General features: G+C 40.8%; 19 protein-coding genes and 1 tRNA gene. 2 read left to right on the top strand and 18 right to left on the bottom strand.

Annotated features, from left to right (window positions below; all coding sequences use genetic code 11):
* Window positions 1–10: 10 nt before the first annotated feature.
* From BM291_RS20695 to BM291_RS20665, 7 genes are read right to left on the bottom strand one after another with little or no spacing between them, the layout of a single operon-like run.
* A complete protein-coding gene (locus tag BM291_RS20695; RefSeq protein WP_092901508.1) occupies window positions 11–1,042 on the bottom strand; it encodes a cytochrome c oxidase subunit II in 1,032 nt (343 codons plus the stop codon).
* 23 nt (window positions 1,043–1,065) lie between these two features.
* Window positions 1,066–2,358 (bottom strand): quinol:cytochrome C oxidoreductase, encoded by a 1,293-nt coding sequence (locus BM291_RS20690; RefSeq protein ID WP_092901505.1) that lies wholly within the window; start codon window positions 2,356–2,358, stop codon window positions 1,066–1,068.
* Between the two features lie 2 nt (window positions 2,359–2,360).
* Entirely contained in the window at window positions 2,361–3,062 is a 702-nt protein-coding gene (locus BM291_RS20685) for a c-type cytochrome (RefSeq protein WP_092901502.1), read from the bottom strand.
* 13 nt (window positions 3,063–3,075) lie between these two features.
* Window positions 3,076–3,606 (bottom strand): DUF3341 domain-containing protein, encoded by a 531-nt coding sequence (locus BM291_RS20680; protein WP_092901498.1) that lies wholly within the window; start codon window positions 3,604–3,606, stop codon window positions 3,076–3,078.
* A 2-nt stretch (window positions 3,607–3,608) separates the two neighbouring features.
* A complete protein-coding gene (gene nrfD / locus BM291_RS20675; protein WP_092901495.1) occupies window positions 3,609–4,973 on the bottom strand; it encodes an NrfD/PsrC family molybdoenzyme membrane anchor subunit in 1,365 nt (454 codons plus the stop codon).
* Window positions 4,974–4,990: 17 nt separating this feature from the next.
* Window positions 4,991–8,074, bottom strand: a complete 3,084-nt coding sequence (locus tag BM291_RS20670; protein WP_092901492.1) for a TAT-variant-translocated molybdopterin oxidoreductase — start codon at window positions 8,072–8,074, stop codon at window positions 4,991–4,993.
* Between the two features lie 39 nt (window positions 8,075–8,113).
* A complete protein-coding gene (locus BM291_RS20665; RefSeq protein WP_092901488.1) occupies window positions 8,114–9,373 on the bottom strand; it encodes a c-type cytochrome in 1,260 nt (419 codons plus the stop codon).
* A gap of 364 nt (window positions 9,374–9,737) precedes the next feature.
* Here BM291_RS20665 and BM291_RS20660 point away from each other — a divergent pair.
* A tRNA-Cys gene (locus tag BM291_RS20660) sits at window positions 9,738–9,808 on the top strand.
* A 78-nt stretch (window positions 9,809–9,886) separates the two neighbouring features.
* Here the strand turns inward: BM291_RS20660 and BM291_RS20655 are convergent.
* The 3 genes from BM291_RS20655 to BM291_RS20645 form a co-directional block, all read right to left on the bottom strand.
* On the bottom strand, window positions 9,887–10,480 hold the full coding sequence (locus tag BM291_RS20655; protein ID WP_092901485.1) for a porin family protein: 594 nt from the start codon (window positions 10,478–10,480) through the stop codon (window positions 9,887–9,889).
* A gap of 288 nt (window positions 10,481–10,768) precedes the next feature.
* Window positions 10,769–12,544, bottom strand: coding sequence for a 30S ribosomal protein S1 (rpsA, locus tag BM291_RS20650; RefSeq protein ID WP_092901482.1), 1,776 nt, complete (start codon window positions 12,542–12,544; stop codon window positions 10,769–10,771).
* 276 nt (window positions 12,545–12,820) lie between these two features.
* A complete protein-coding gene (locus BM291_RS20645) occupies window positions 12,821–14,404 on the bottom strand; it encodes a glycoside hydrolase (RefSeq protein WP_245786934.1) in 1,584 nt (527 codons plus the stop codon).
* Between the two features lie 192 nt (window positions 14,405–14,596).
* Between BM291_RS20645 and BM291_RS20640 the strand changes: the two genes are divergently transcribed.
* Window positions 14,597–15,325 (top strand): lysophospholipid acyltransferase family protein, encoded by a 729-nt coding sequence (locus BM291_RS20640; protein WP_317045676.1) that lies wholly within the window; start codon window positions 14,597–14,599, stop codon window positions 15,323–15,325.
* Here BM291_RS20640 and BM291_RS20635 read toward each other — a convergent pair.
* From BM291_RS20635 to BM291_RS20600, 8 genes are all read right to left on the bottom strand, one after another.
* Window positions 15,312–15,968 carry a DUF2189 domain-containing protein gene (locus BM291_RS20635; protein WP_092901479.1) on the bottom strand — a complete coding sequence of 219 codons (657 nt, stop codon included), beginning with the start codon at window positions 15,966–15,968 and terminating at the stop codon, window positions 15,312–15,314. The two genes, BM291_RS20640 and BM291_RS20635, sit on opposite strands and share 14 nt — an antisense overlap.
* 192 nt (window positions 15,969–16,160) lie before the next feature.
* The gene (locus BM291_RS20630; protein WP_092901476.1) at window positions 16,161–17,528 is read right to left on the bottom strand and encodes a pyridoxal-phosphate dependent enzyme; all 1,368 of its coding nucleotides are present in this window, start codon (window positions 17,526–17,528) and stop codon (window positions 16,161–16,163) included.
* Window positions 17,529–17,837: 309 nt separating this feature from the next.
* On the bottom strand, window positions 17,838–19,478 hold the full coding sequence (locus BM291_RS20625; protein ID WP_092901473.1) for a putative ABC exporter domain-containing protein: 1,641 nt from the start codon (window positions 19,476–19,478) through the stop codon (window positions 17,838–17,840).
* Complete coding sequence (locus tag BM291_RS20620) at window positions 19,471–20,187, bottom strand: ABC transporter ATP-binding protein (protein ID WP_092901470.1); 717 nt, start codon at window positions 20,185–20,187, stop codon at window positions 19,471–19,473. Before BM291_RS20620 ends, BM291_RS20625 begins: the two co-directional genes overlap by 8 nt.
* A gap of 62 nt (window positions 20,188–20,249) precedes the next feature.
* Window positions 20,250–21,176, bottom strand: coding sequence for an aspartate carbamoyltransferase catalytic subunit (locus BM291_RS20615; protein WP_092901467.1), 927 nt, complete (start codon window positions 21,174–21,176; stop codon window positions 20,250–20,252).
* Between the two features lie 2 nt (window positions 21,177–21,178).
* Window positions 21,179–21,727, bottom strand: coding sequence for a bifunctional pyr operon transcriptional regulator/uracil phosphoribosyltransferase PyrR (gene pyrR, locus BM291_RS20610; RefSeq protein ID WP_092901464.1), 549 nt, complete (start codon window positions 21,725–21,727; stop codon window positions 21,179–21,181).
* A 34-nt stretch (window positions 21,728–21,761) separates the two neighbouring features.
* The gene (locus tag BM291_RS20605) at window positions 21,762–23,384 is read right to left on the bottom strand and encodes a hypothetical protein (protein ID WP_092901461.1); all 1,623 of its coding nucleotides are present in this window, start codon (window positions 23,382–23,384) and stop codon (window positions 21,762–21,764) included.
* Window positions 23,381–23,779, bottom strand: coding sequence for an EVE domain-containing protein (locus BM291_RS20600; RefSeq protein WP_092901458.1), 399 nt, complete (start codon window positions 23,777–23,779; stop codon window positions 23,381–23,383). The genes BM291_RS20605 and BM291_RS20600 overlap by 4 nt, the downstream gene beginning before the upstream one ends.
* Window positions 23,780–23,785 lie beyond the last annotated feature (6 nt).

The raw sequence follows: 23,785 nt of genomic DNA, 5'->3' as shown, positions 1-23,785 counted from the left end.
ATTTTGTTTGTTACTTTTCGCTTAATTGAATTTCTGCAACCTCTTTCGTCTCAGAAGGAAGTCCCGCCGCTAAGGAAGGATTCATTTGGATGAAAGACTTTTGCTCAGCATACCACTTCTGATAAGCTTCCGGCTCTACTACTTCGATAATTTTTCTCATAGAGAAGTGACCACGTCCACAGATTTCTGTACAAGCGATTTCATATTGAAAATCAGGATTTCCAGTCTCTATTCTCATCTCTGCTGTAGTCTTAGTAGGCACAAACCAGAAACGAGTTGGCATACCAGGAACAGCATCCATTTTCAGTCTCATATGAGGTGAGAAAACAGAGTGAAGTACATCTCTAGCTCTAATTTTGAAGAGAACCGGCTCACCCTTTGGTATTACTACCACAGGAGAAGGGAAGTCATCAATTGCATTCTTATCAGTGAAATCAATACCATGTGAGTTGGTCGCTGTGATCAAACGATAATCATAATCGCCCAATACATTGTCTTTACCAGGATATCTAACTTCCCACGCAAACTGATAACCCATTATCTCTACAGTATGTGCATTCTCAGGAGCTGGTGCAGTGATGTCTGACCAAGCCATCCATCCAGAAATCACCAAACCTGCAAGCACGATACCTGGCACAATTGTCCAGATAACCTCTAGCTTATTGTTGTCAGGGTAGAAAGAAGCTTTACGCTTCTCACTGTACTGATATTTATATGGGAAAATGAAAAGCAAAACGTGAGTAATCAAAAACACTACTCCAGTAATCGCCATGGTAACCCAAAATAAGCGATCCGTAACTACACCGTGTTCAGATGCAATAGGCAATTGATAGTTGTGGAATTCTTTGATAGAATACCAGAACATCAAGATGCTAGTACCAACCAAGAAAACTATAAATAAAATTGCATTTACCTTATTACTCCCTGAAGCGATCTTCTTATCAGATCCTTTTACCACAGAGACTAACGTTTGGATTCGATATACCATCCATATTATGGAAAATATCAAAAGAACCCCTACTCCAATCAGAAATCCGTACATACCTTAATTATTTCGGCTGTTTATTAAATGTGATGATGATAGCTTTCCTCAAGCATAGGATGGTTTTTAGGGATCAATTTCCCTTTTGCCAATCCAGAAAGAACTACAAACGTAAAGGCCGCGCCATATACTAGGAACATCCCTACTTCCATAAATCCAACGCCACCGTTATGTCCCAATGTACCAGGCTGAACCATTAGAAAGAAATCTACCCAGTGACCAGCAATGATCAAAGCACAAACTAACTTCAAGAATACTCCATGTCTCTTAGAATCTCTTGTCATTAATAACAGGAAAGGAAGAGCAAAGTTCATCGCTAAGTTCACAAAGATATATGGACCATAAATGTCGCTAGACAATCTTTCGATGAAGTAAACCGTTTCCTCAGGAATGTTGGCATAATAGATCAACAGAAACTGAGAGAACCATAAGTAAGCCCAGAAAATAGTGAATCCAAAAATGAACTTACCCAAGTCATGAACATGATTCTCATTAACCATTTCTAGAAGGCCTTGGCTCTTCAAGAAGATTGTGATCAAAGTGATTGTAGACAAACCTGCTACGAACCAAGAAGAGAATACGTACCATCCAAACAAGGTAGAGAACCAGTGTGTATCAATTGACATCACCCAGTCCCATGCAGCGATGGAGGAAGAAACGGCAAAGAAAATCAAAAAGTAAGCTGACCAGCTTCTGATTTTATACCAGGAAGAGGTGCCACCAATTAAATCTTCGTTATAAGTCAAACTCTGGAATTTCTTGAAAAAGAACACCCAGAATCCAAAGAACAAGACCATTCTAAAGATATAGAATACAGGGAATGTTCCTTTTGCCATAGGCCAGTAGAAGAAAGATCCTTTACCATCAATGATCTTATCATATTCTGGAGATGCTTTATCGAATAGATAGGCATGAGTCCAGTGGAATAAGTCATGATTTGCAATGAAGAAGGTAACGATCATCAATACACCTGCAATTGGCAACCAGTTTCCAAGGGAAAGCATTACTCTAATGATAGCTGTAGACCATCCTGCCTGAGCGGCATATTGAATAGCAAAGAAGAATACACCAATGATAGCAATACCTGTGAAATACACGTTGTTGATCCAAAGGTTAGCGTATAGACGCTCATACCAATGAAATGCATGACCTTCCGCTTCAGCTGCTTCGTGATGACCACCGCCAAACACCGCCATTACGATACCAAGGATCAGTAATGCGGCACCGATACCCAAAACCATAAATACGGCTTTTTTGGTCGCTGCGGTGAATTCAAATTTTTGATCCAGATTATAGTGTTGTACGTCGTGAGCCATAATTAATTAGCTGGAGTTTCTACTTGTGTAACATCTTGGTCAGCAACTGCTGCTACTGCATTATCAGCATTTTGACCTCCTTGGAGTTCTTGCTTCACGTAGTGAACAATTTTCCATCTGTTTTCAGGAGTGATTTGAGAACCGTGGGCTCCCATTCTTCCTTTTCCTTTAGTGATCACGTGGTATATATGACCTTCTGAAAGTGCAGTATATGCACCACCCGTCAGGTTAGCAACACCACCGATGATCTCTCCTACTTTACCGTCACCTTGACCACCTGAACCGTGACATGGTGTACAATACAATTGGAATAATCTCTTTCCATCAGTCAAAACCTCATCCGAAAGTTCGATTGGGTTTTTAACCGAAGTACCAGCTTCTTCTACTTCAAAAGCCTTGTACCTATAAGGCAAATATCCCTGCTTATTACGAGGAACAGTATTAGCAACTGGCTCTCTCATATTCATATTATGAGGATTGTTGATGTTACTGTTATAGTATTCACCTTTTCCATCCTCACGAGTAGAGATAAGATCACCTTTAGTTTCAGAATCCGTGATCTGAGTCAAAGGCTCGTATGCTACGGAGTGATACATCTGAGGCGCATATTCTAAGCCTTGATTTTCTCCTCCAGCTCTACAGCTAGCCAGGGTAATCCCAGCTACTGCAATCCCTAAAATACTTAGTGTTTTAGCAATCTTCATTTTTCCAGATTTACTATTCAAAACTTTTTTTATTAACCTCTGATGCTCCAGAAGATTTCAAGATCTCTTCAATTTTAGCCAATTCAACAGCGGAGTTATTTGCTATGTCAATTGCCATTACATGCTTATCATCAGTAATTCTCAAATCGAAGATTCTAGGCTGAGCCCAAGGCTTCAAATTTGTACTTACCATAAACACGCCTACCATACCGAATGCTGCTAGTAAAACAGTCAATTCAAAGGTAACTGGGATGAAATCTGGAAAGGCTGCGTAGTCTTTACCACCAATGATCATCGGCCAGTCAAATCGCATCATGTAGAACTGCATGGTCAAAGCCAGGGAAGTCCCAAGTAAGCCGAATAAAAATGCCGCAATTGGCAATTTACTTCTCTTATATCCGAGGTAGTCATCTATCCCGTGAACAGGATATGGTGAATAGACCTCATGGATTTTGATGCCTGAAGATCTTACTTGCGTAATCGCATCGAGTAATACATCCTCATCTTCATAAACTCCAGTAACAAAATGTGTATCTCTTTCCATGATTATTTATTCACTTTATCAGATGAAGACTTCAATACAGCTTTCACTTCTGCCATGTTGATTACCGGGAAGAATTTGGCAAACAAGAAGAATAGAGTGAAGAACAATCCAAATGTAAATAGGTAAACTCCTACATCTGTAATTGATGGATAGAACATCGCCCATGAAGATGGCAAGTAATCTCTGTGTAGAGATGTAACGATGATCACAAATCTTTCAAACCACATACCGATATTCACTACGATAGACAGGGCGAAAGTAGCATAGACGGATGTACGGATTTTCTTGAACCAGAAAAGCTGTGGAGAAACCACGTTACAAGTCATCATAGATGCGTATGCCCACCAGTAAGGTCCAGTTGCACGGTTGATAAATGCATATTGCTCAGCTTCTACGCCTGAATACCAAGCGATGAAAAACTCAGTGATATAAGCAATACCTACGATAGAACCTGTGATGATGATTACAATGTTCATCAATTCAATGTGGCCAATAGTGATGTAATCTTCCAGTTTGTAAACCTTACGAGTTACGATCATCAAGGTCAATACCATCGCGAAACCAGAGAAAATTGCACCTGCCACAAAGTATGGAGGGAAGATTGTCGTGTGCCATCCTGGTATTACAGACGTTGCAAAATCAAAGGATACAATCGTGTGTACAGAAAGTACAAGTGGTGTAGCTAGACCTGCAAGGATCAAAGAAACTGATTCGTATCTGCTCCAAGATTTTGCAGCGCCATCCCAACCGAATGAAAGAGCTCCGTAAATAACCTTTCTAAGACCAGTAGCTCTATCTCTAATAGTAGCGAAATCAGGAATCAAACCAATGTACCAGAATACTAATGATACAGAGAAGTAAGTTGATATCGCAAACACATCCCAAAGAAGCGGGGAATTAAAGTTTACCCAAAGTGATCCAAAAACGTTTGGAAGTGGAAGTGCCCAATAAGCTCCTAACCATGGACGACCCATGTGAAGAACCGGGAACATTGCCGCACAGATAACCGCGAAGATTGTCATCGCTTCCGCAGCACGGTTAATAGATGTTCTCCACTTCTGTCTGAAAAGTAATAATACAGCCGAGATAAGTGTACCAGCGTGACCGATACCTACCCACCAAACGAAGTTTGTAATATCCCAAGCCCAGCCTACGGTTTTGTTTAGACCCCACATACCGATGCCTTCCCAAACGGTGGCAACTACAGCAATAGATCCAATAGCCAAAACCCCAACAGACGTAAGGAAAGCAAGAAACCATCTGATATTTGGCTTTGCTTCTACATGGCGCGACACATCATTTGTCACGTCATGGTAGGTTTTACCCCCAGTAACTAACGGATCGCGAACGGATGAAGTAACCTGCATAGTTTAATAAATTTTGATTACGCTTCGTTTAAGTCTTTATTTCTGATTTTGGTAAAGTACCAAACGTTTGGACTCACGTTGATCTCTTCCAATACATGGTATGCTCTTTCCTCATTCACTTCTTTCAATGCTGAAGTAGTGTTCTCCTTGATTTTAAGAAGTTGAGAAACTTTAGAGTTCGAATCATTCATGTCTCCGAATACCAAAGCGTCAGTAGGACAAGCCACAGCACAAGCTACATTGATGTCTCCATCTTTCACTTTACGCTTCTCACGCTTAGCCTCTAGCTTACCAGCTTGAATTCTTTGAACACACATGGAGCATTTTTCCATTACACCACGTGCACGAACGGTTACGTCTGGATTCAAGACCATTTTACCCAAATCATCGTTTTGAGCTACATTGACTCCTGCGAAGTCTTTGTTATCGTGGTATTTGAACCAGTTGAATCGACGCACTTTATACGGACAGTTGTTTGCACAATATCTTGTACCAATACATCTGTTGTATGTCATTTGGTTAAGCCCCTCAGAAGAGTGGGTAGTTGCAGCAACAGGACAAACAGTCTCACAAGGAGCATTGTTACACTGCTGACACATCATCGGCTGGAAAGTAACCTCAGGATTATTAGCTGCTATTTCCATAGCACTCAAATCACCCGCTGGAGCATCAGAAGAATAGTAACGATCAATTCTGATCCATGCCATCTCTCTTCTGTTCAATACTTCCTGCTTACCTACGACTGCCACGTTGTTCTCAACCTGACAAGCAACAGAACATGCAGAGCAACCGATACAAGAGTTCATATCGATAGCCAATCCCCAGTGATGTTGGGAATACTGGTGTCCTGACCAAAGTGAAATCTTAGAAGGTTTTACAAACTCACCATCCTTATAAACTTGTGGATGGTATCTGCCTGCAGAATTATCTTTCTGATATTCACTCAACACAGATTCTTGGATTACGTTTTCACGTCCCATGAAAGTCTGGTGTGTTTGTGTGCGGGCAATTCTATAAGAATCTCCAGTAGCAGAAACCTCTACTCCAGAAGTAATATCGAAATTAACAAAGCCTTTAGAAGCATCTAGCAAGTCATAAGCGTTTACACCTACTCCATTTGCTACACGTCCAGCTTTTGTTCTACCATAACCTACTGCCAAACCAAAAGTACCATCTGCTTGTCCAGGTTGGATAAGGATTGGAACGATTAACGATTTGCCATTTACAGAGATAGTAGCTTTGCTTGTCTCTCCCTCATACATGGTGACACCATTGTCAGTAGCCCATTTCTGAGAAACTGTCAAGTAGTTATCCCAAGTTGCCTTAGAGATAGGATCTGACAATTCCTGAAGCCATGGAACGTTTGCATAGATACCGTTACCGATACCTACTTTAGCATACATCACCAATTCAGCAGAAGTATTGTCAGCAGAATATGCTTTGGCAACTGCAGATGCAGCAACACTAACATCACCTACTGGAGCCAAAGCTGCAGAAGTTGAGTTGATTGCTAATACACCATTGAATAATGTCTGATCCCAGAACTCTTGGAAAGTTCCACCAGTTTCTACCTGAGTGAAAACATCACCCTGCCAGTTGGACTGAAGGAAATCGTAATACGTAGTAGAATCACCAGCCCATACCAAGAAAGATTCTTGAGCTTGTCTGGTATCAAAAAGTGGAGAAATTGTTGGTTGAGCTAGGGAGAAATGACCTTTCTTAGGTTCAAAATCATTCCAAGACTCAAGAAAGTGATGATCTGGAGCTACTATTTGTACCAAAGATGAAGTCTCATCTAAAGTGCCATTGGTAGAGATACTTACTTTTGCTTTTGCAATACCAGCAGCGATTTCAGCTCCTCTTGCAAAATCATAGACAGGGTTACAGTTGAAGAATACAACTCCTCCTACTTTTCCTGCATTCAAATCAGTTACAAACTGATTCATTTTAGCATCATCCCCTTTTCTATAGTAAGCTGGATTAGAGAAATCTACCGTTACACCGTTGCTTCCAAGCAATTCGTTGATTGCGTTGATTACAACTTGTACGTTTGGATCATTTGAGCCAGATATTACTAGAGAAGCTCCTCTGCTAGCCCAAAGGTCAGCAGCAGCTTTTTCTAAATGAGCGATTTCAACTGCTGGAGCTGAAACTGAAGCTGCTCCTGCTTTCTTCGCGATTGCGTTATAAAGAGCTAAAACTGCCAAACCGCTTTGAGAAGCTCTGATTGGAGTTCTATAATCAGCATTTGCACCAGCTAGAGACAAGGTAGATTCAAACTGATAATGTCTAGACATTTCAGGTTTCTCCTTGCTTATTTTTCTAGTCTGAGCATATTGACGAGCAAATTCAATTGGAGAAATCCAAGATCCTAAGAAGTCAGCTCCGAAGGATACGATTGTTTTTGCTTTGTCAAAAGAATAGGAAGGAAGAACTGCAGTGCCATAATAAGTCTCCGCAGCCTTGGTAATACCATAATTAGAAAGTGGATCATACATGATCACTTCCACGTTGCCATTTGCGTCAGCTAATTGCTGAATGGCCTTCATAGTAGAAGGTGACATAATCGTATTAGCTACGATTTTCACAGTTCCTGCAGAAGCTAAAGCCGACTTGGCTTGCGCATCTACTGTTTTCCAATCAGAAAGTTGGCCACCACTATAAGGACCCGCAAGTCTCTCTTTATCATATAGAGAAAGAATAGATCCTTCTACGATAGCATTTACTTTTCCTTTATTAATAGGAGAAAGCTCATTACCGTCGATTTTGATAGGACGACCTTCTCTTGTCTTCACTACGATAGAGGCATAATCACCAGCTGTAGCGTAAGTAGAAGCATAATAGTTTGGAATAGATGGGTTGATATCAACCGGCTTATTCACGTAAGGGATCATCTTTCTAACAGGAGCCTCACAAGCAGCCAAAGAAGCTGCTGCTAAACTGAATCCCATTACTTTAAGAAAATCTCTTCTGGTAGCACTACCCTCTTCGTTGAGTGTAGAAGGAAGCTCAGCAAATTCCCTGTCAGCGTTCTTTACAAACTCTGGATCGTTGTTGAGCTGCTCAAGCCCTTTCCAGTACGTTTTTTTATTTTCCTTCATTTTATGATATAAGAATGAATTTGCGAAAAGAATAATGAATTAATAGTGGCACTTAGCACATTCCAAACCACCGATGTCTTTTACTTTCAAAGCATCTTTAGAATCAGAGTGAACTTGTACCAACTTATCATAATAGGCATTGCCTTCGGTAGTGATCTCGGTCTGTCTGTGACAGTCAATACACCAACCCATAGTAAGCGCACTATGCTGCCCAACTACTTCCATTTCCTGGATAGGACCATGGCAAGTCTGACACTCAATCTCACCCACCATTACGTGTTGTGAGTGATTGAAATAAGCCAAATCAGGAAGGTTGTGAACTCGTACCCACTCGATAGGCTGATTGTTATCTACGGCATCGTAGATTTTCTGAATTTCTGGAGAAACACCTTCTTTGCCCTGTATATTCTGCACGTGTGTGTGACAGTTCATACAGATGTTAGCCGAAGGAATATTCGCTGATTTTCCGATCTCTACACCAGTATGGCAATATTGACATTCGATCTCTAAAGTACCGGCGTGAAGTGCGTGGGAATAAGCGATAGGCTGTGTAGGTGCATATCCTTGCTGAATACCTACAGAGTAAAGTCCATCTAACGCTGTCTTGGCTACTAAAGCAATAACAAGTGCAGTCACAATAACCACAAACATATCACTCTTGAACACCTTGCCTAGGTTAGTCTTCTGATTAACAAACTCTTTGTCGTCTTCATCGAGATCTTGCTTGGTCAGGTATTTGGTCAATACGGATATAATTAATCCCAATACAACCAAAATCAATAAAAGAACTACAACTAATACCCCTAGAATAACAGTAAGGTATTCGTTTGGAATTCCTCCTCCAGCTGAAGCGACGGCGCCATCTCCACCTACAGCAGCGACTGCGGCAGGATCAACCTTGTCTCCGAACTCAATGTAAGCGAGCAAATTATTCAGGTCAGCATCACTCAAAAACTCATGAGAGATCATTACTGTATTATTATACTCTTTAAATAGATCTGTGTAATAAGAATCTCCAGAGGCAATTACAGCCTGAGAATTCTTAATAAAGCTTTTTACCAGATCAACAGGCGCTCTATCAGTAGCACCCCTCAAGGCTGGACCAATCAATTTCTGGTCTAGCTTGTGGCATGTTTTACAATTTGCATTGAATACAGCCTTTCCTGCTGCTACTGCTTCATCGCTACTATCAACTGCCGGATCCGCGGCAAAAGCCTGAATCCCGATCAGCATGAAAAACAGCACTGCCAGTGTGTGGAAATTCATTCGAACCCCTACTAACGAGCGTTTAGATAACATATTATAGCTAATTAAATAGTTTAAGCGGTTTTTTATAACCCTTGCAAAGGTACTACCCGAAGCCTATTTTTCAAACTTGTATTGATGGATGGCAGATGTGAGATGTAACAGTATTTGATTTCATATACACTTGTATTACAGATATTTAAGATGAAAACTGGGATTAAAAATCAATTTAGAATCTTTATAAATAGAATCTATTTCGCAGTGTTTGTAAACTTAGATTGAAATCCCACGATACAAGGCTATGTATTATTGAATTCAAATCAATGAAGATGCTGTTTTGACCTTAAAGATTTAAAATAATTAGAAGCTTTATTGCAGGGGAAAAGATATTAACTACATTTGCATTCCAATTCTGATTGGTCGAGTGGCCGAGTGGCTAGGCAGAGGTCTGCAAAACCTTCTACAGCGGTTCGAATCCGCTCTCGACCTCAACAAAAAAAAGCATCCCGAATTCGGGATGCTTTTTTTATGTGCTATTATTTAGAAACCAATTTGATTTGCCGCAAATCAAAAGTTGTAACCAACTCCAAGCTGAACTCCTAGCTCTTGTAAGACTTGCTTATAGTTACCTTCTTTTTCAAAAGGGATCGTATTATGCCTTTTGTAATTAGGGAATACAGAGAAAGTCAACTTCTCAGTTTTTACTTTTGCTCCAAGCCCTAGCAAGAAACCCACCCCGCTTTGGTTGGAGAGATTATTCCCTTCTGATAACTGGAAATCTAAGACCGGCCCAGCTGCTGCATAAAAAATCTTTCCTAAGGCGTATTCCGCATAGATAGGAATGGAGAGCATTTTAAAATCCTGATTGTAAGGATAAGGTAGGCCAGTCTCGTTGCACAATGGACAACTGTTAATTTTAACCTTAGCAAAAGAGTAATTCACGCCTCCAGTCAGCGAGAATTTCTCACTTATACTTTTCGAAAACAAAACGCCCACCTCCATTAAATTCTCAATATCTACAGAGCTAGCTCCATCGAGATCTTCGTTCCAATTGGCCATAGCTCCCGAAGCACCAAAATAGCCTTTCACCCCTAACCCTGATTGCGCAGTGGCCGAAAAACTAATTAGAAGGATAAAACAAAGTAAATATGCGTTTTTCATTAGGTCGAAATTAATGATAAAAATAGTTTAGCCAAGACGAAAGCAGAAACTGAAATGCTACAAGCCTATTAAAAATCAAACCACCAAATAATCTCTAGAAGTCCAGCTTCTGGAGAAGCAGGAAAGCAATGAACCCAATTAGGCTTCAACTTCGCTCAGCCTGACAATTGAACCCTCTGTGCTCTTTCTGGTTAAACTATTTTCAACAAAAAAACGCCGACTTTTCAGTCGGCGTTTTCAATATAGTCAAGTAGTAAGTCTTGATTCTAAGAGCTAGAATCTAACGTCTTACTTCTTTCCTTCCATTTGCTCTTTCAATTGAGTCAATGCATCCAAGTCACCAAGAGTAGACTTCTCAGCTGGAGCAGAAGATGAAGTAGAAGCAGAACCTGATTCAGATTTCTTCTTAACTTCTTTCTTAGCAGGCTTAGCAGTATCTTCTCTGAACATTGCAGTGTGAGAAAGAACGATTCTCTTATCATCTTTAGAGAATTCAGAAACTTTGAAATCCAAAGACTCACCAACCTCTACTTGAGATCCGTCTTCTTTTTCCAAGTTCTTCACAGTAGCAAATCCTTCAAGACCGTAAGGCAATTCAAGAACTGCACCTTTGTCATTCTTAGAAACTACAGTACACTTATGAACTGATCCGATTGGGAATACAGATTCGAAAGTATCCCATGGATTTTCTTCCAATTGCTTATGACCAAGAGCAAGTCTTCTGTTGTCTACGTCAAGCTCAAGAACAGCTACTTGTAGCTCATCTCCTACTTTAACAAACTCAGATGGATGCTTGATTTTCTTAGTCCAAGAAAGATCAGATACGTGAACCAAACCATCGATACCTTCTTCCAATTCAAGGAATAGACCGAAGTTAGTCAAGTTTCTTACCACACCTGTGTGCTTAGAACCTACAGCGTACTTAGTACCCATGTCATTCTTAGTCCATGGATCTTCAGTCAATTGCTTGATACCAAGAGACATTTTTCTGTCGTCTTTGTCCAAAGTCAATACTACAGCTTCGATTTCGTCGCTTACTTTCACAAAGTCAGCAGGATTTCTCAAATGCTGAGACCAGCTCATTTCAGAAACGTGGATCAAACCTTCAACACCTGGAGCAAGCTCAAGGAACGCACCGTAGTCAGCTACGTTTACGATCTTACCTTTAACTCTAGATCCGATTTCAAGGCTAGAAGCCAAAGAATCCCAAGGATGAGCAGTAAGCTGCTTCATACCCAAAGAAATTCTCTTCTTATCATCATCAAAGTCAAGAACCACAATCTGAACTTTCTGATCAAGTTGCAATACTTCTTCTGGATGATTGATACGTCCCCAAGAGATATCTGTAATGTGAAGAAGACCATCTACACCACCTAGATCGATGAATACACCGAAATTGGTCATGTTTTTGATCACACCTTCCAATACTTGACCTTTCTCAAGGTTGTTTAGGATCTCAGCTTTTTGCTTCTCAAGATCCTTCTCGATCAACACTTTGTGAGATACTACTACGTTATCATTTGCGTGGTTGATTTTCACCACTTTCACTTCCATTTTCTTACCTACATAGATATCGAAATCTCTGATAGGTTTCACGTCGATCTGAGAACCTGGCAAGAATGCTTCTACACCGTAGATATCTACGATCAAACCACCTTTAGTTCTTCTTTTCACCAAACCTTCGATCACGTTGTCATTCTCAAGAGCATCTTCGATGTCCTGCCATGCACGTACGATCTTAGCTTTCTTACGGGAAAGGATCAACTGACCAAGCGCGTTTTCTTGCTCTTCGATGAATACTTCTACAATATCACCTGGCTTGATGCCATCAAGATCTCTGAATTCAGAAAGAGGAACCAATCCATCAGATTTGAAACCGATGTTGATGATTACGTCCTTGTCATTAACACCTACTACAGTGCCTTTGATTACTTCTTTCTCAGTGATCTCGCCCAACGTACCTTCGTACATTGCAGCCATTTGCTCACGCTGTTCTTTGGAATAGCCTTCTCCAAAACCTTTGGTTTCGAAGTTGTCCCAGTTAAATTCTTCTTTGTTAGACATAATAGTACAAACCCTGAATAGCAATAGTCCTCGGGTCAGCGAACTATCGTTTTTAGTTGTAAATCAATGTATTAGGCAAGCCAAATACACTCCATTCACTCGAACGGATTGCAAAGGTAGGGAATTATTGACAAATGAGGAATTCTAGCCAAAAATTTGGAATGGAAATGTGAGCGGCTGATTCTCAATACCGTCTACGCGTGGCGTATATAGGTACAATCATCTTAGTCTCTATCATTTAGAACAACGAATTGCGTACGATAATCTGTCCATACACTACCTCTCAGTCACTGCTGTCACAATAGATCTGGCTGGAATAACGATGTTATTTACTGATACATCTATTACTTCTGCTTCCAAATCCTTATCATTTGAAGTGATGTAAAGACTCTTGATTGATTTGGAATCACCGTCCTCGAACAAACCCACTTCTACATCCTTAATTCCGGAATTCACGAAAACCAGTACCGTTTCATGCTGATCAGCGGATGAGTAAGCAGAAACCAACAAGTCAGGCGACTGCTGCTTTTGACTATTTATTTCTACTGAAAGACGTTGATATCCAGGGCGGATAAATCTGCTATAATTACCCAACGCCCAGAGCATTTTGCTTTCATAAAATTCACCGTCTTCCTTGTTCTTATCGATGTAGATCAAGCCATCCTTATAGTTATAAGGTGAAATCGCAATCCACCAATGCCAAGCACTCGCATCCGAAACCGTGAGATCATTATGAATCACCTTTGCTATATAAAGCGCCGGCTCAATCCCCAAATCCCTTCCATTACCATTTATTTCTCCTCCATTACCTCCCAATATGCAATATTCACTCATCCAATACTTAAGGTCCGGGACTGATTGAATCATAGCGTTAAGACTCGCTCGCTGCTCCACTGCTGATTCGTATGGAGAAGTAGTGAAATAACTATGCGCTGAAATCGTGCGACTCAGATGCTTGAGATCACCAATGTAATTCGAAGACGATGGATTAAAGAAATTCGTAACCTGCTCCCCTCGCCCTTCCTTATCTGCTTGCTCATATAAATAATTAATTTTACCAGCTTCGGCGATATCAATCTTCGTCGTTAGATTATTTTCCTCCAACGCTTGGTCTACTGCTTTTGCAATTCCTGCTATTTCATTGTTCCAGAAGGGCGTTCCTTCCTGCCCTCCATCTGACCAATCCCACTGTGGTTCATTCACCGGACTCACATAGTCCACCTTCAGTCCTTTTTCACTCAGCCCTTTAATAACCTGTGCTAGGTACTCGCCAAAAGCAGGATACTTATCCTCCTTCAAATTTGATTGTCCATCCTTTGCGTAAGCTTTTCCAGTCTTGGTCATAGATACGGGAGGACTATTTGGGAAAATCAACAGATTGCCTACTCCATGCGCTCTAGCGGCTTTGGCAAACCAAACTTGGCCAGCTTGCTTATTCCAGTCATAGGTTCCATCCGCATTCAGAAATGACTCCGCTCTCCTCCACTCGTCCCGAATACCACTTTGCTCGCCTTGCTCAGCACTTCCTGCACCAGCATTAAACCTCCACATTGACAGTCCTATTCCCTTGGGATTTCCATGAGCATCAGCCTCACTGCTAAAAAGCAATTCTGCGATTGCATTCTTTTTTTTCTCTGGCCAAAGTCCTACAAACTGCGCCGACCAAGCATCTGAAGCACCAAAATGCTCAATCATCTGATGAGTTTCATTAGTGATTACATTAATCTTTAAAGTCTCTTTTAGGGTTGCATTTCCCTCTTGTTCCTGTGCCCAGCTCTGATTGACCATTAAGACAAAGCAGGTCACAAAATAAAGCGCCTTGGAAAGAAGTCTTTTCTCCATCATATTTCTAATTAACATATCCTATCCATTCAAAAAAAGGGCAAACTTAAAAGCATCCCTTCAAACTATTAATAACTTGGATTAAATATCCCAGATTGACTTAAAGAATGACTCTTTACGCCGAAAAATAAAAAGCCTCCGAACGCTCGGAGGCTTAAGCAAGCAAAGAGTGAAGATTATATTTATACCCAAAATTACCAATTCTCTCGAATGATAAAAGTCATCCAAGTAATATTTACCACTTACTCTATTATTGTCTTCTTCACACTGCTCCTGATCCTTGGCGTTTTTATCGTAATCCCTGTAAGTATCAGCCCTGCTGGAGGAAGAATCTCTTTTCTATTGATTCGAATTTGGGCAAGAACCTGGTCTTTTCTATCCGGAATCCGATACGAATTTCATGGAAGAGAGCTAGTCGACAGAACACAGCCCTATATCTTTATATTCAACCATCGTTCTTTTTTAGATGCAGCAATAATTCCTTTAGCCATTCCTCAGCAGGTACGGGCTTTGGGAAAAAAGGAATTGTCAAAAATTCCATTTTTCGGATGGGTAGTGGGAAAAGTCGCCATCTGGGTAGATAGAACTGATGCCGAGTCGAGAAGAAAAAGTATAGATCGGTTGGTGTCCTTTCTGAATAAGGGAATCTCCGCAGTAGTAGCTCCTGAAGGAACAAGAAATGACACGGAAGCGCCCCTATTACCTTTCAAATCCGGCGCATTTCGTCTTGCTGTAGAAACCGGCATTCCTATACTTCCTATCGCCGTAATCGGAGCCGACAGTATCATGAAGAAGGGATCACTATTGATCAGTCCAGGCAAAGTCAAAATCACTTTCTCCAAGCCTATTGATCCACCTACATCTTCTGAAACTGCCGTAACTGAGCTTACAGAAAAATGTAGATCACGGCTAGAAGCCATGATTCTTACACATGAATAATGTTATCCTTTGGCTCTTCGTCAATGGCATCTATTGTTAGTTCTTCAAAAAGAATATAAACAGCCAAATAGGTCATCGGAATCGTGATGAATAACCCAACAATCAAGCATAGAAATCCGAAAATATTGAGCGCGATAAGTGCCAAGGCAAATAAGAAGAACTTCAACCAATTGGTGTGAACCAGCCTACGGCTAAGTTCCATAGAAGTCCAGAAATCAAACCCTCCAAAAATCACAAACAATAAGCTGAACATATAGCCTATCAGCAAGTATATCCCAGGGATAATCAAGAGGATAATCCCGCCAACGATGAAGATAGAACTGATCAAATTGGTGGAAATAAGATTCCACCAATACTTAAATCCATCGAAGTAATTCTGAAAATCGAGGTATTCCTTTTGACTTTGGCGATTAGCGACCAAATAAAATCCGCAAACTAATGGTGGTGCTAAAAAGATGGAATATAGAAAAGTGAAGTCAGCAAGGTAAACGGTAAAGGCAGCCTGAATCGCCCCAATCAATACCATATAACCTACATGAAACAAAGCCCGGGATTTGAACATTTCCCAGGCTTTTGTAAGTATTTCCTTAATATTAAAATCTACTCCCGAATCAATGATCCGTTGAATTTTATCTTGATTCATTTTTAATTATATAATTATCCGCAAAGTTGCGAATCACCTTCTCTTCTTTGATTTAGCGGACGGAAGACCGAAGACAGGTGACCGAAGTAGCCTCAGAGCTATAGGAGAGGCCTATTCGGTCTTCGGTCTCCCGTCTTCCTGCCTACTAAACCAAGAAAATTATGGTTATTGGCAGCAGAGAGATGAATAATTTTACTTAGTAAAAGCTTCTAAAATATCATGCTTGGTGATGATGTGAATTTTATTCTGCACATCTCGTACAAGTACGGCCTTTTCTTTTTCTACCATAGAAGAAAGTACGTCCAGCGTACTATCCAGCGCCACAAAATGCATGGAATCTTCCATTACATCAGCTACTAAAGCGTCTTTCAAGGATGGGTTGTCGATGATTCTGGCAAGCAATTTATTGTCAGTCAAGCATCCTACCACTTCGCCATTTTCCATCACTGGAATCTGGGAAACGCTAGTCTTGTTCATCAATCCAATTGCATCCTTTACGGAGTCAGTTTTCAGCGTAGAGACCAAAGTATAGGCTCCATTTCGCTGCGAAATGATGTCACGTGCAGTGGAGAAAGTTTTATCCTCCAAGAAACCGTGGTTTCTCATCCACTCATCGTTATATACTTTTCCTAAATAGCGAGTCCCGTGATCTGGAAGAATAATCACCATCTGGTCACCTTCTTTCAGATTATCTTTGGCCCATTCCAAAGCTCCGTGCACAGCCGATCCACAAGACCATCCTACAAATAAACCTTCCTCTTTGGCCAATCTGCGAGTCATTACCGCAGAATCTTTATCAGTGACTTTGACGAAATGATCGATCATATCGAAGTTCACATTCTTTGGAAGAATGTCTTCGCCTATCCCTTCAGTCAGGTATGGATAAACCTCTTTTTCGTCAAAAATGCCTGTTTCCTTATATTTCTTGAATACAGAGCCATAGGTGTCTATACCCACTGTTACCACATTTGGATTCTGCTCTTTCAGATACATTGCAGTACCGCACATAGATCCGCCAGTTCCTACACCGGCTGCGTAATGTGTGATTTTGCCTTCTGTATCATTCCAAATCTCAGGGCCAGTCGTCTCATAGTGAGCAGCTGTGTTAGATAAGTTGTCGTATTGATTTGGGTAAAAGGAATTAGGAATGTCCTGATTCAATTTCTTCGCAATAGAATAATAGGACCTAGGATCTTCAGGTGAAACGTTTGTAGGACAAACGATCACTTCAGCCCCCACGGCTTTAAGAATATCTATCTTCTCTTTTGACTGTTTGTCTGCCATGGTAAAAATACACTTATAGCCTTTTGCAATAGCCGCAAGTGCCAGACCCATTCCAGTATTTCCAGACGTCCCTTCGATGAGCGTTCCTCCTGGTTTCAGTAAACCCGCTTTCTCGGCATCCTCCACCATTTTGATCGCCATACGATCTTTCATGGAGTTACCAGGATTGAAATATTCCACCTTCACCAGCACATCCCCTTTGATATGTTGCGCAAGCTTGTTTAGTCTGATCATCGGGGTATTTCCGATGGTTTCGATTATTGAGTTATAAATCATAGTCGGTTAAAATTGGAACTCAAAATTACAGGATTTTTCTTGGTGAAGCGATTACGAAGAACTTAAAACAGAATAAAATTCGGTTGATCGATTTCAAAACCGAAAACTAACAAACACTTATAATAGCAATTACAAGTAACCAAAGTCAACTTGCTCCACCTCGAATACACTCGGTGTCCGTTAAATTGAAACCTAATGGAGGGGAGGGAGAGTGCTGCCGAGGCCATTTACAAAACAATAAAAAGCAGATAATCGTAATTATAGATTTCGATCTAATGCTTCGACCGAACACTGATCATTGCGACTTTTTTAAATCTCCTTAAATTCCAATTGCTTCAATACATCTAAGGTCACATGCATCAAGATGGCCGCCACGAAAAACATCCCAAAGGTTCCTCCAAACAGCGCCCAGACGAATTGCTTTGAAACTATAAATGAGACAATACTGAAGGCAAATGCCGGAACAAAACCGAAAAGCACTATTCCGCCTATCATAAAGGGCTTGATCAATTTTCTATCCCAGCCCTCATCCAAGGCGATTTGAGGAATAATATTAATACCAAAACCTATCAAATAAACTTCTATAGTTGCGAATAAAAAGAGAGGCACTATAAACCAGTTTAACCCAGCTATCAGTACAGAAGGAACAATCAATGCGACACAAAACAAGGAAATCTGAAGAATGTCCAGCTTTATCATGTTCCAGAATTTAGCAGCCCATGTAGCGGGCACAAGGATGAAAAAAGGCTTTTTCAGGTCTCCTACATTTGCTCTACCTATTCCGGCAAAGAAATATAAAAACAGCATAATCAGCAGATAGCCATAGAGGAAGTAATGCGAAAACCATTCGAATAAGGAAAGTACTGCAAGCACTAGTCCTATCGCCACCATGATCAGAGAATACAACCCAAACAGCGGATGAAAATCCTGCCGAGAACTGTGTACGTAATTTCTCCAATAAAAAGCCTTTGCCCCAGTTCCGAAATCTGGAAGCGCCAATTTCTTTTTAGTATTCAAGCTGTAGGAACTCTCGCCAACTTGCTTCTTGCCTTTTACCTTCTCTAGCTTTTCTTCATTCGACTTCGTCGCCTCCAGCACATCTTCATAATAATATCCAGCAAAGCGAATGACCAATTTCAGAATCACAAAATAAGATACCCCATAGAGCAAAATAAAGCCGATCGAAATAATCGCATTCCCATGAACAAGGTAGCTCGCAATTCCGCGGCTCCATCCTACAATTGGGAAGAAATCAAACCAAGGGGAAGTGATCCATGCAAACATTCCTTGCCAGAATTTCTCTGCCATCAGCCCTGGAACAACTATAATTCCTACGAGTAAAACCGCCAAGGCAATCACACCTGAACGGATATATTCCATCACATCATACTTGGTATTCAGCGTGTAAACCAGGAATTTGATGGGAGAAACAATAAAAAAGAACAAAGCAAAAGCGAGTATCAGGAATATGAAATTCGCAACAGTCATCTCAAAAGTGTCTATTGCTTGGCTAGCTCCGTAAATCACAAAGATGATAGCACCTCCCAAAGAAGGCAAAATCGATCTGGCCATGTAGTAAATCAGAATATTCTCGGGCTTGACTGGCGCAGTGAAAAGCAGATTTACATCCGCCATTTTGAAAAAGCTGACGTTATTTTTCGTAGCGCTATAAAGCTGGTAAATGAGAAGTCCCAAAGCCAGAATAGTCACTCCTCCAACTATATTTTGCATTGCAAAATTTACCTCAGGAAGACCATTAAGATCCAATTCTGGCATTTCCTGCGCAGGAGCCTCATCGCCCCTGTCCTTGAGGCGCAGGTAATACATAAAAAATATATAGGCCAAAATTCCAGCATACGGCAAAAGACGAAGAGGATTTCTTAGTATTAGCTTGATATTATTAATCAGGATGAGAATATCCTTCCTGAACAGCAGTCGGATTTCATTCATCTTTCGTCATTTCTAAAAACAGATCTTCCAAAGTAGTTCCTTCGCCCTGCACAAATTGCCGCTTCAAATTAGCTACGGTGTCATTTCCGACAATATTCCCATCTTTCAAAATCATGATACGGTCTGCAATAGACTCTACACTATCAATCAAGTGAGTGCTGACCAGGATTGTCTTTCCTGCTTCTTTCAACTGCTTAAAAATCTTCTTAGTGTTTTTGATTGCTTTTGGATCCAAGCCTATCATTGGCTCGTCAAAAAATAATACTTGAGGATCAGGAAGAAGTGCACAGCAAATCGATACTTTTTGGCGCATGCCCTTGGATAAATCACGTCCGAGTTTATCCTTTTTATCAGCTAACTCAAATAGCTCCAAATACTCATCGGCTTTCTCCCTCCACTCTTTTACTCCGTAAGCCTGAGCTACGAATTGCATATGCTCCTGCACCGTGAGCAAATCATAGACATAAGGTGTTTCGGGAATATAACTGAAAAGCCGCTTGGCCTCCACACTCAAATGGTCGTGCCCGCCCAGGGTTATCTCTCCGGAGGTTTTGCGAAGTAAACCTACTATACACTTCATGGTCGTGCTTTTTCCAGCTCCATTTGGCCCAAGCAGCCCAACTACCTCTCCTCCCTGAAGTTCGAAAGATATATCGTTGACAGCATTTTGCTTGCCATAGGTTTTTACCAGATTAGTTACGCTTAACATAAAAGTGAATTTGAGATTTAATGCAAAAAATTTGAAATCTCAAATCTGAAATTTCAAATTAATTACCCTTTTGTTCCTGCAAGTAAATAGAGTACGGCCATTCTTACAGCCACTCCATTTTGCACTTGCTCTAGGATAATAGAATGTTCTGAATCCGCCACATCTGAACTCAATTCCACGCCGCGGTTGATCGGTCCTGGATGCATGATTACGATTTCTTTATCCAACTGACTCAATAGTTTTTTATTGATGCCGTAATAAAGTGAATATTCGCGCAAACTTGGGAAATATTTGATCTGCTGTCTTTCCAGCTGAATTCTCAGGACGTTAGCGACATCACACCATTGCAGCGCCTTTTTCACATCCAATTCTACTTTCACGCCAAGACTGGCAATGTATTTCGGCAGCAATGTAATCGGTCCACAGACCATCACTTCTGCACCAAGCTTTTGCAGACAAAAAATATTAGAAAGTGCTACTCTCGAATGTAGGATATCACCGATGATGGCGACCTTTTTTCCCGCTACATCTCCTAATTTTTCCTTGATAGAGAAAGCATCGAGCAAAGCCTGAGTAGGGTGCTCATGTGTCCCATCTCCAGCATTGACAATGTTTGCATTTACATTTCGAGAAAGAAAATGAGGTGCTCCAGGACTAGAATGCCTCATCACCACCATATCCACTTTCATGGAAAGAATATTATTCACGGTATCAACGAGCGTTTCTCCTTTTTTCACCGAGCTATTTGCCGAAGAGAAGTTCACTACATCTGCAGAAAGTCTCTTTTCAGCAAGTTCAAAAGATAGTCTGGTCCTCGTGGAATTTTCAAAAAACACATTGGCAATCGTGATATCACGGAGTGATGGCACCTTTTTGATCGGGCGATTAATCACCTCTTTGAAATTAGCCGCCGTGTCTAGAATAAGCTGGATATCTTCCTCCGTGAGGTTTTTGATTCCAAGTAAGTGTTTCGTACTGAGTTGCGACATGGTTAAGCTTTATCTTTCTCTGTGATCCAAATTGCGTCTTTTTCACTCCCCTTCTCTGCCCATTCCACAAGGACATATTGGCTTTCCAAGGTATGAACGCGAATGCCATAATAATCTGGCATGATGGGATAATCCCGGGTAAGCTTGCGGTCTACTAGCACCATAAGCTCCACTTTCTGCGGTCTGCCGAAAGCAATCATCGCATCCATTGCTGCACGAACTGATCTGCCTTTGTACAGCACATCATCTACAAGGATGACTTTTTTGCCTTCTACGAGAAAGTTGATTTTGGTTTCGTTTGCTTTGAGGGGAAAATCTCTCCTACGGAAATCATCTCGGTGAAATGTAGCATCGAGATATCCCGAAGGAACTTTCACTCCAGAAATTTCTTCTAGAAGCTTTACGATTTTATCTAACAAGATCGGACCCCTAGGCTGCAAACCCAGAAGTACGGTATTGTCAAAATCATCGTGATTTTCGATCAGTTGATGACAGAAGCGTCTGAGTATGATCTCAATCTGTCCTTCGTCTAAGACAAGCCTTTTTTGCATGGGGTAGATTTGCGGGTAAATATAAAAATAAAATCTAGTCCGGGAGTTGTTCTGGCTGATACAAATCCCCATCAACCACGATTTTGGTGAGAAAGTAAACCTCTCGGACTTGATCACCGCCCGACTCATTGATGTATCGGATACGCTGTGTGCCGGAAAGTAGGTAGTATTTATCGTACCAATGTATCAAGCGTAAACTCTCCAGATTTGTGTCTCGAATACGCTCATTTTCATCTATTAGAGCCAATTCAAACTCTTGATTTTCAAAGATCTTTTCTCCATTTCTGAAAAAGCTCAATTTCATAAGCTTATCCTCTACAAACATGTGATACAAATCCTCTCCCACCACGGCTACTTCGCCAAATGCTTCTGGGTAGGTGGTAACCATTTCATTGTATGAAGTCGCATTGTCCCAAAGCACCTGACCAGTCTTTGCTACTTTTACAAAATGAGCAGAAATATATCTGTATTCAGGAACCGTCTGATAATTACTGGACATAGGAAATCTACTCGCTAAATATGGATCATTAAAAATGGTGGTTCCCATTCTACTCCATCGATCGTATCGGTAACCACCTGTAGGTGAATACATTCCATTTTGAAATCCAGATCTACTACTAGTCACCGTAAACTGATCAAAATAAATGAAGTAAGCATTTGGGGTTTGTCGTATATCTCGAATAGAATAAAGACTATTAATTCCCGGAATTCGCCTCCTTTCTAGTTCCCTCTGTACTTCAGCATCTCTCTTACCTTTCTGTTTTTCATTGAGGTAATTATAAAAATTCGGAAAATCTTCGAGTGTATATAATTTGAAGTCAAACTCTCCAAATTCATTAATATCCATGATGTACATGCCTTGGTAGGAATTTCGACGTTCCAGGCCATAAGCACCTACCATGGCTTCCTGGTAATTGCTGGTAGAAAATAAAATCCCATCCATAATCTCCTGTCCAGGATCTGCGAACTGATCTACTTTCACTTCCTGAATTACATTCCCGATCATATCATAGGTATTAATGAGTAAATCACGGTTTCTATAGGAACCCTTCCTACTCAATACTACTTCCAGCGAATGTGTTTCAGGCATTTTACGGATTTGAAGAATTTGCGTATCATTTCCATATATCCCCTGCAAGGTGTGGACACTTTTTGACACCAAATCATGAATCTGTAATACTGGTCTGCTATCAGAGGTACCCATGAAAATAGCCTTTTGATCCTGAACAAGAAACTCTACCAGCTCCATATCCAATACATTATCAACGACAAACTCTAACCCTTTTTTGGTCTTCAAATTCATCTGAAGGATGTACTTGGATGAATTCATCGCGTAGCCCTTAGTAAAAAGAACAAACAACTGATCCAGTTCAGTATCATAACCCAACATATCATAACCCTCTTTGACAGGAAACTCTACTATTCCTTCGGTGGAATTCAAGGAAGAATCTGAAATAAAATATTGAAATCTCTTTCGCAAATTCAGCCCTTTCTCTGGAATAGTCCGAAAAGATATCAAACCTGCTTTCGAGTCAATCATCTCAAACAAGGGGTCATTCATCTCAGAGGCTACTTCATAGCGCTCAATGAATTTCAGCTGCGCAAAAGTCTGCTGCCCGAGGATGACGAGGAAAAAGATAAGGAGTGATTTTTTCATGAACCCATTTTAAGAAGTAAGTCAAACTCTTCTTTCCCGACTGGCAAAACTGATAACCTGGACTGCTTCAGCATAGGCAAGTCAGAAAGTCTATCCTCAGCTTTAATTGAAACTAATGAAACCGGCCGTTTCAGCTGGCTTTTCACTTTCAATTTCACGGCCACCCAGGCTGCATCCGTTGGATCAGGAAACTGTTCCTGGCTTACTTCGGCGATTCCAACAATTGCTTTTTCCTTACCACTATGATAAAAATACACCAAGTCACCCAACTGCATTTCCCGAAGAAAGTTCCGAGCCTGATAATTTCTCACACCATCCCAAACATCTTCTTTTTTCGCAACGAAATCATCCCAGGAATACGATCCTGGCTCAGATTTGACCATCCAGTACTTCATGCTTTC

It is taken from the genome of Algoriphagus aquimarinus (genome assembly GCF_900112005.1).
In the GTDB taxonomy this organism is placed as follows: Bacteria; Bacteroidota; Bacteroidia; order Cytophagales; family Cyclobacteriaceae; genus Algoriphagus; species Algoriphagus aquimarinus.
This window is presented reverse-complemented; position numbering and strand designations above follow the sequence as displayed.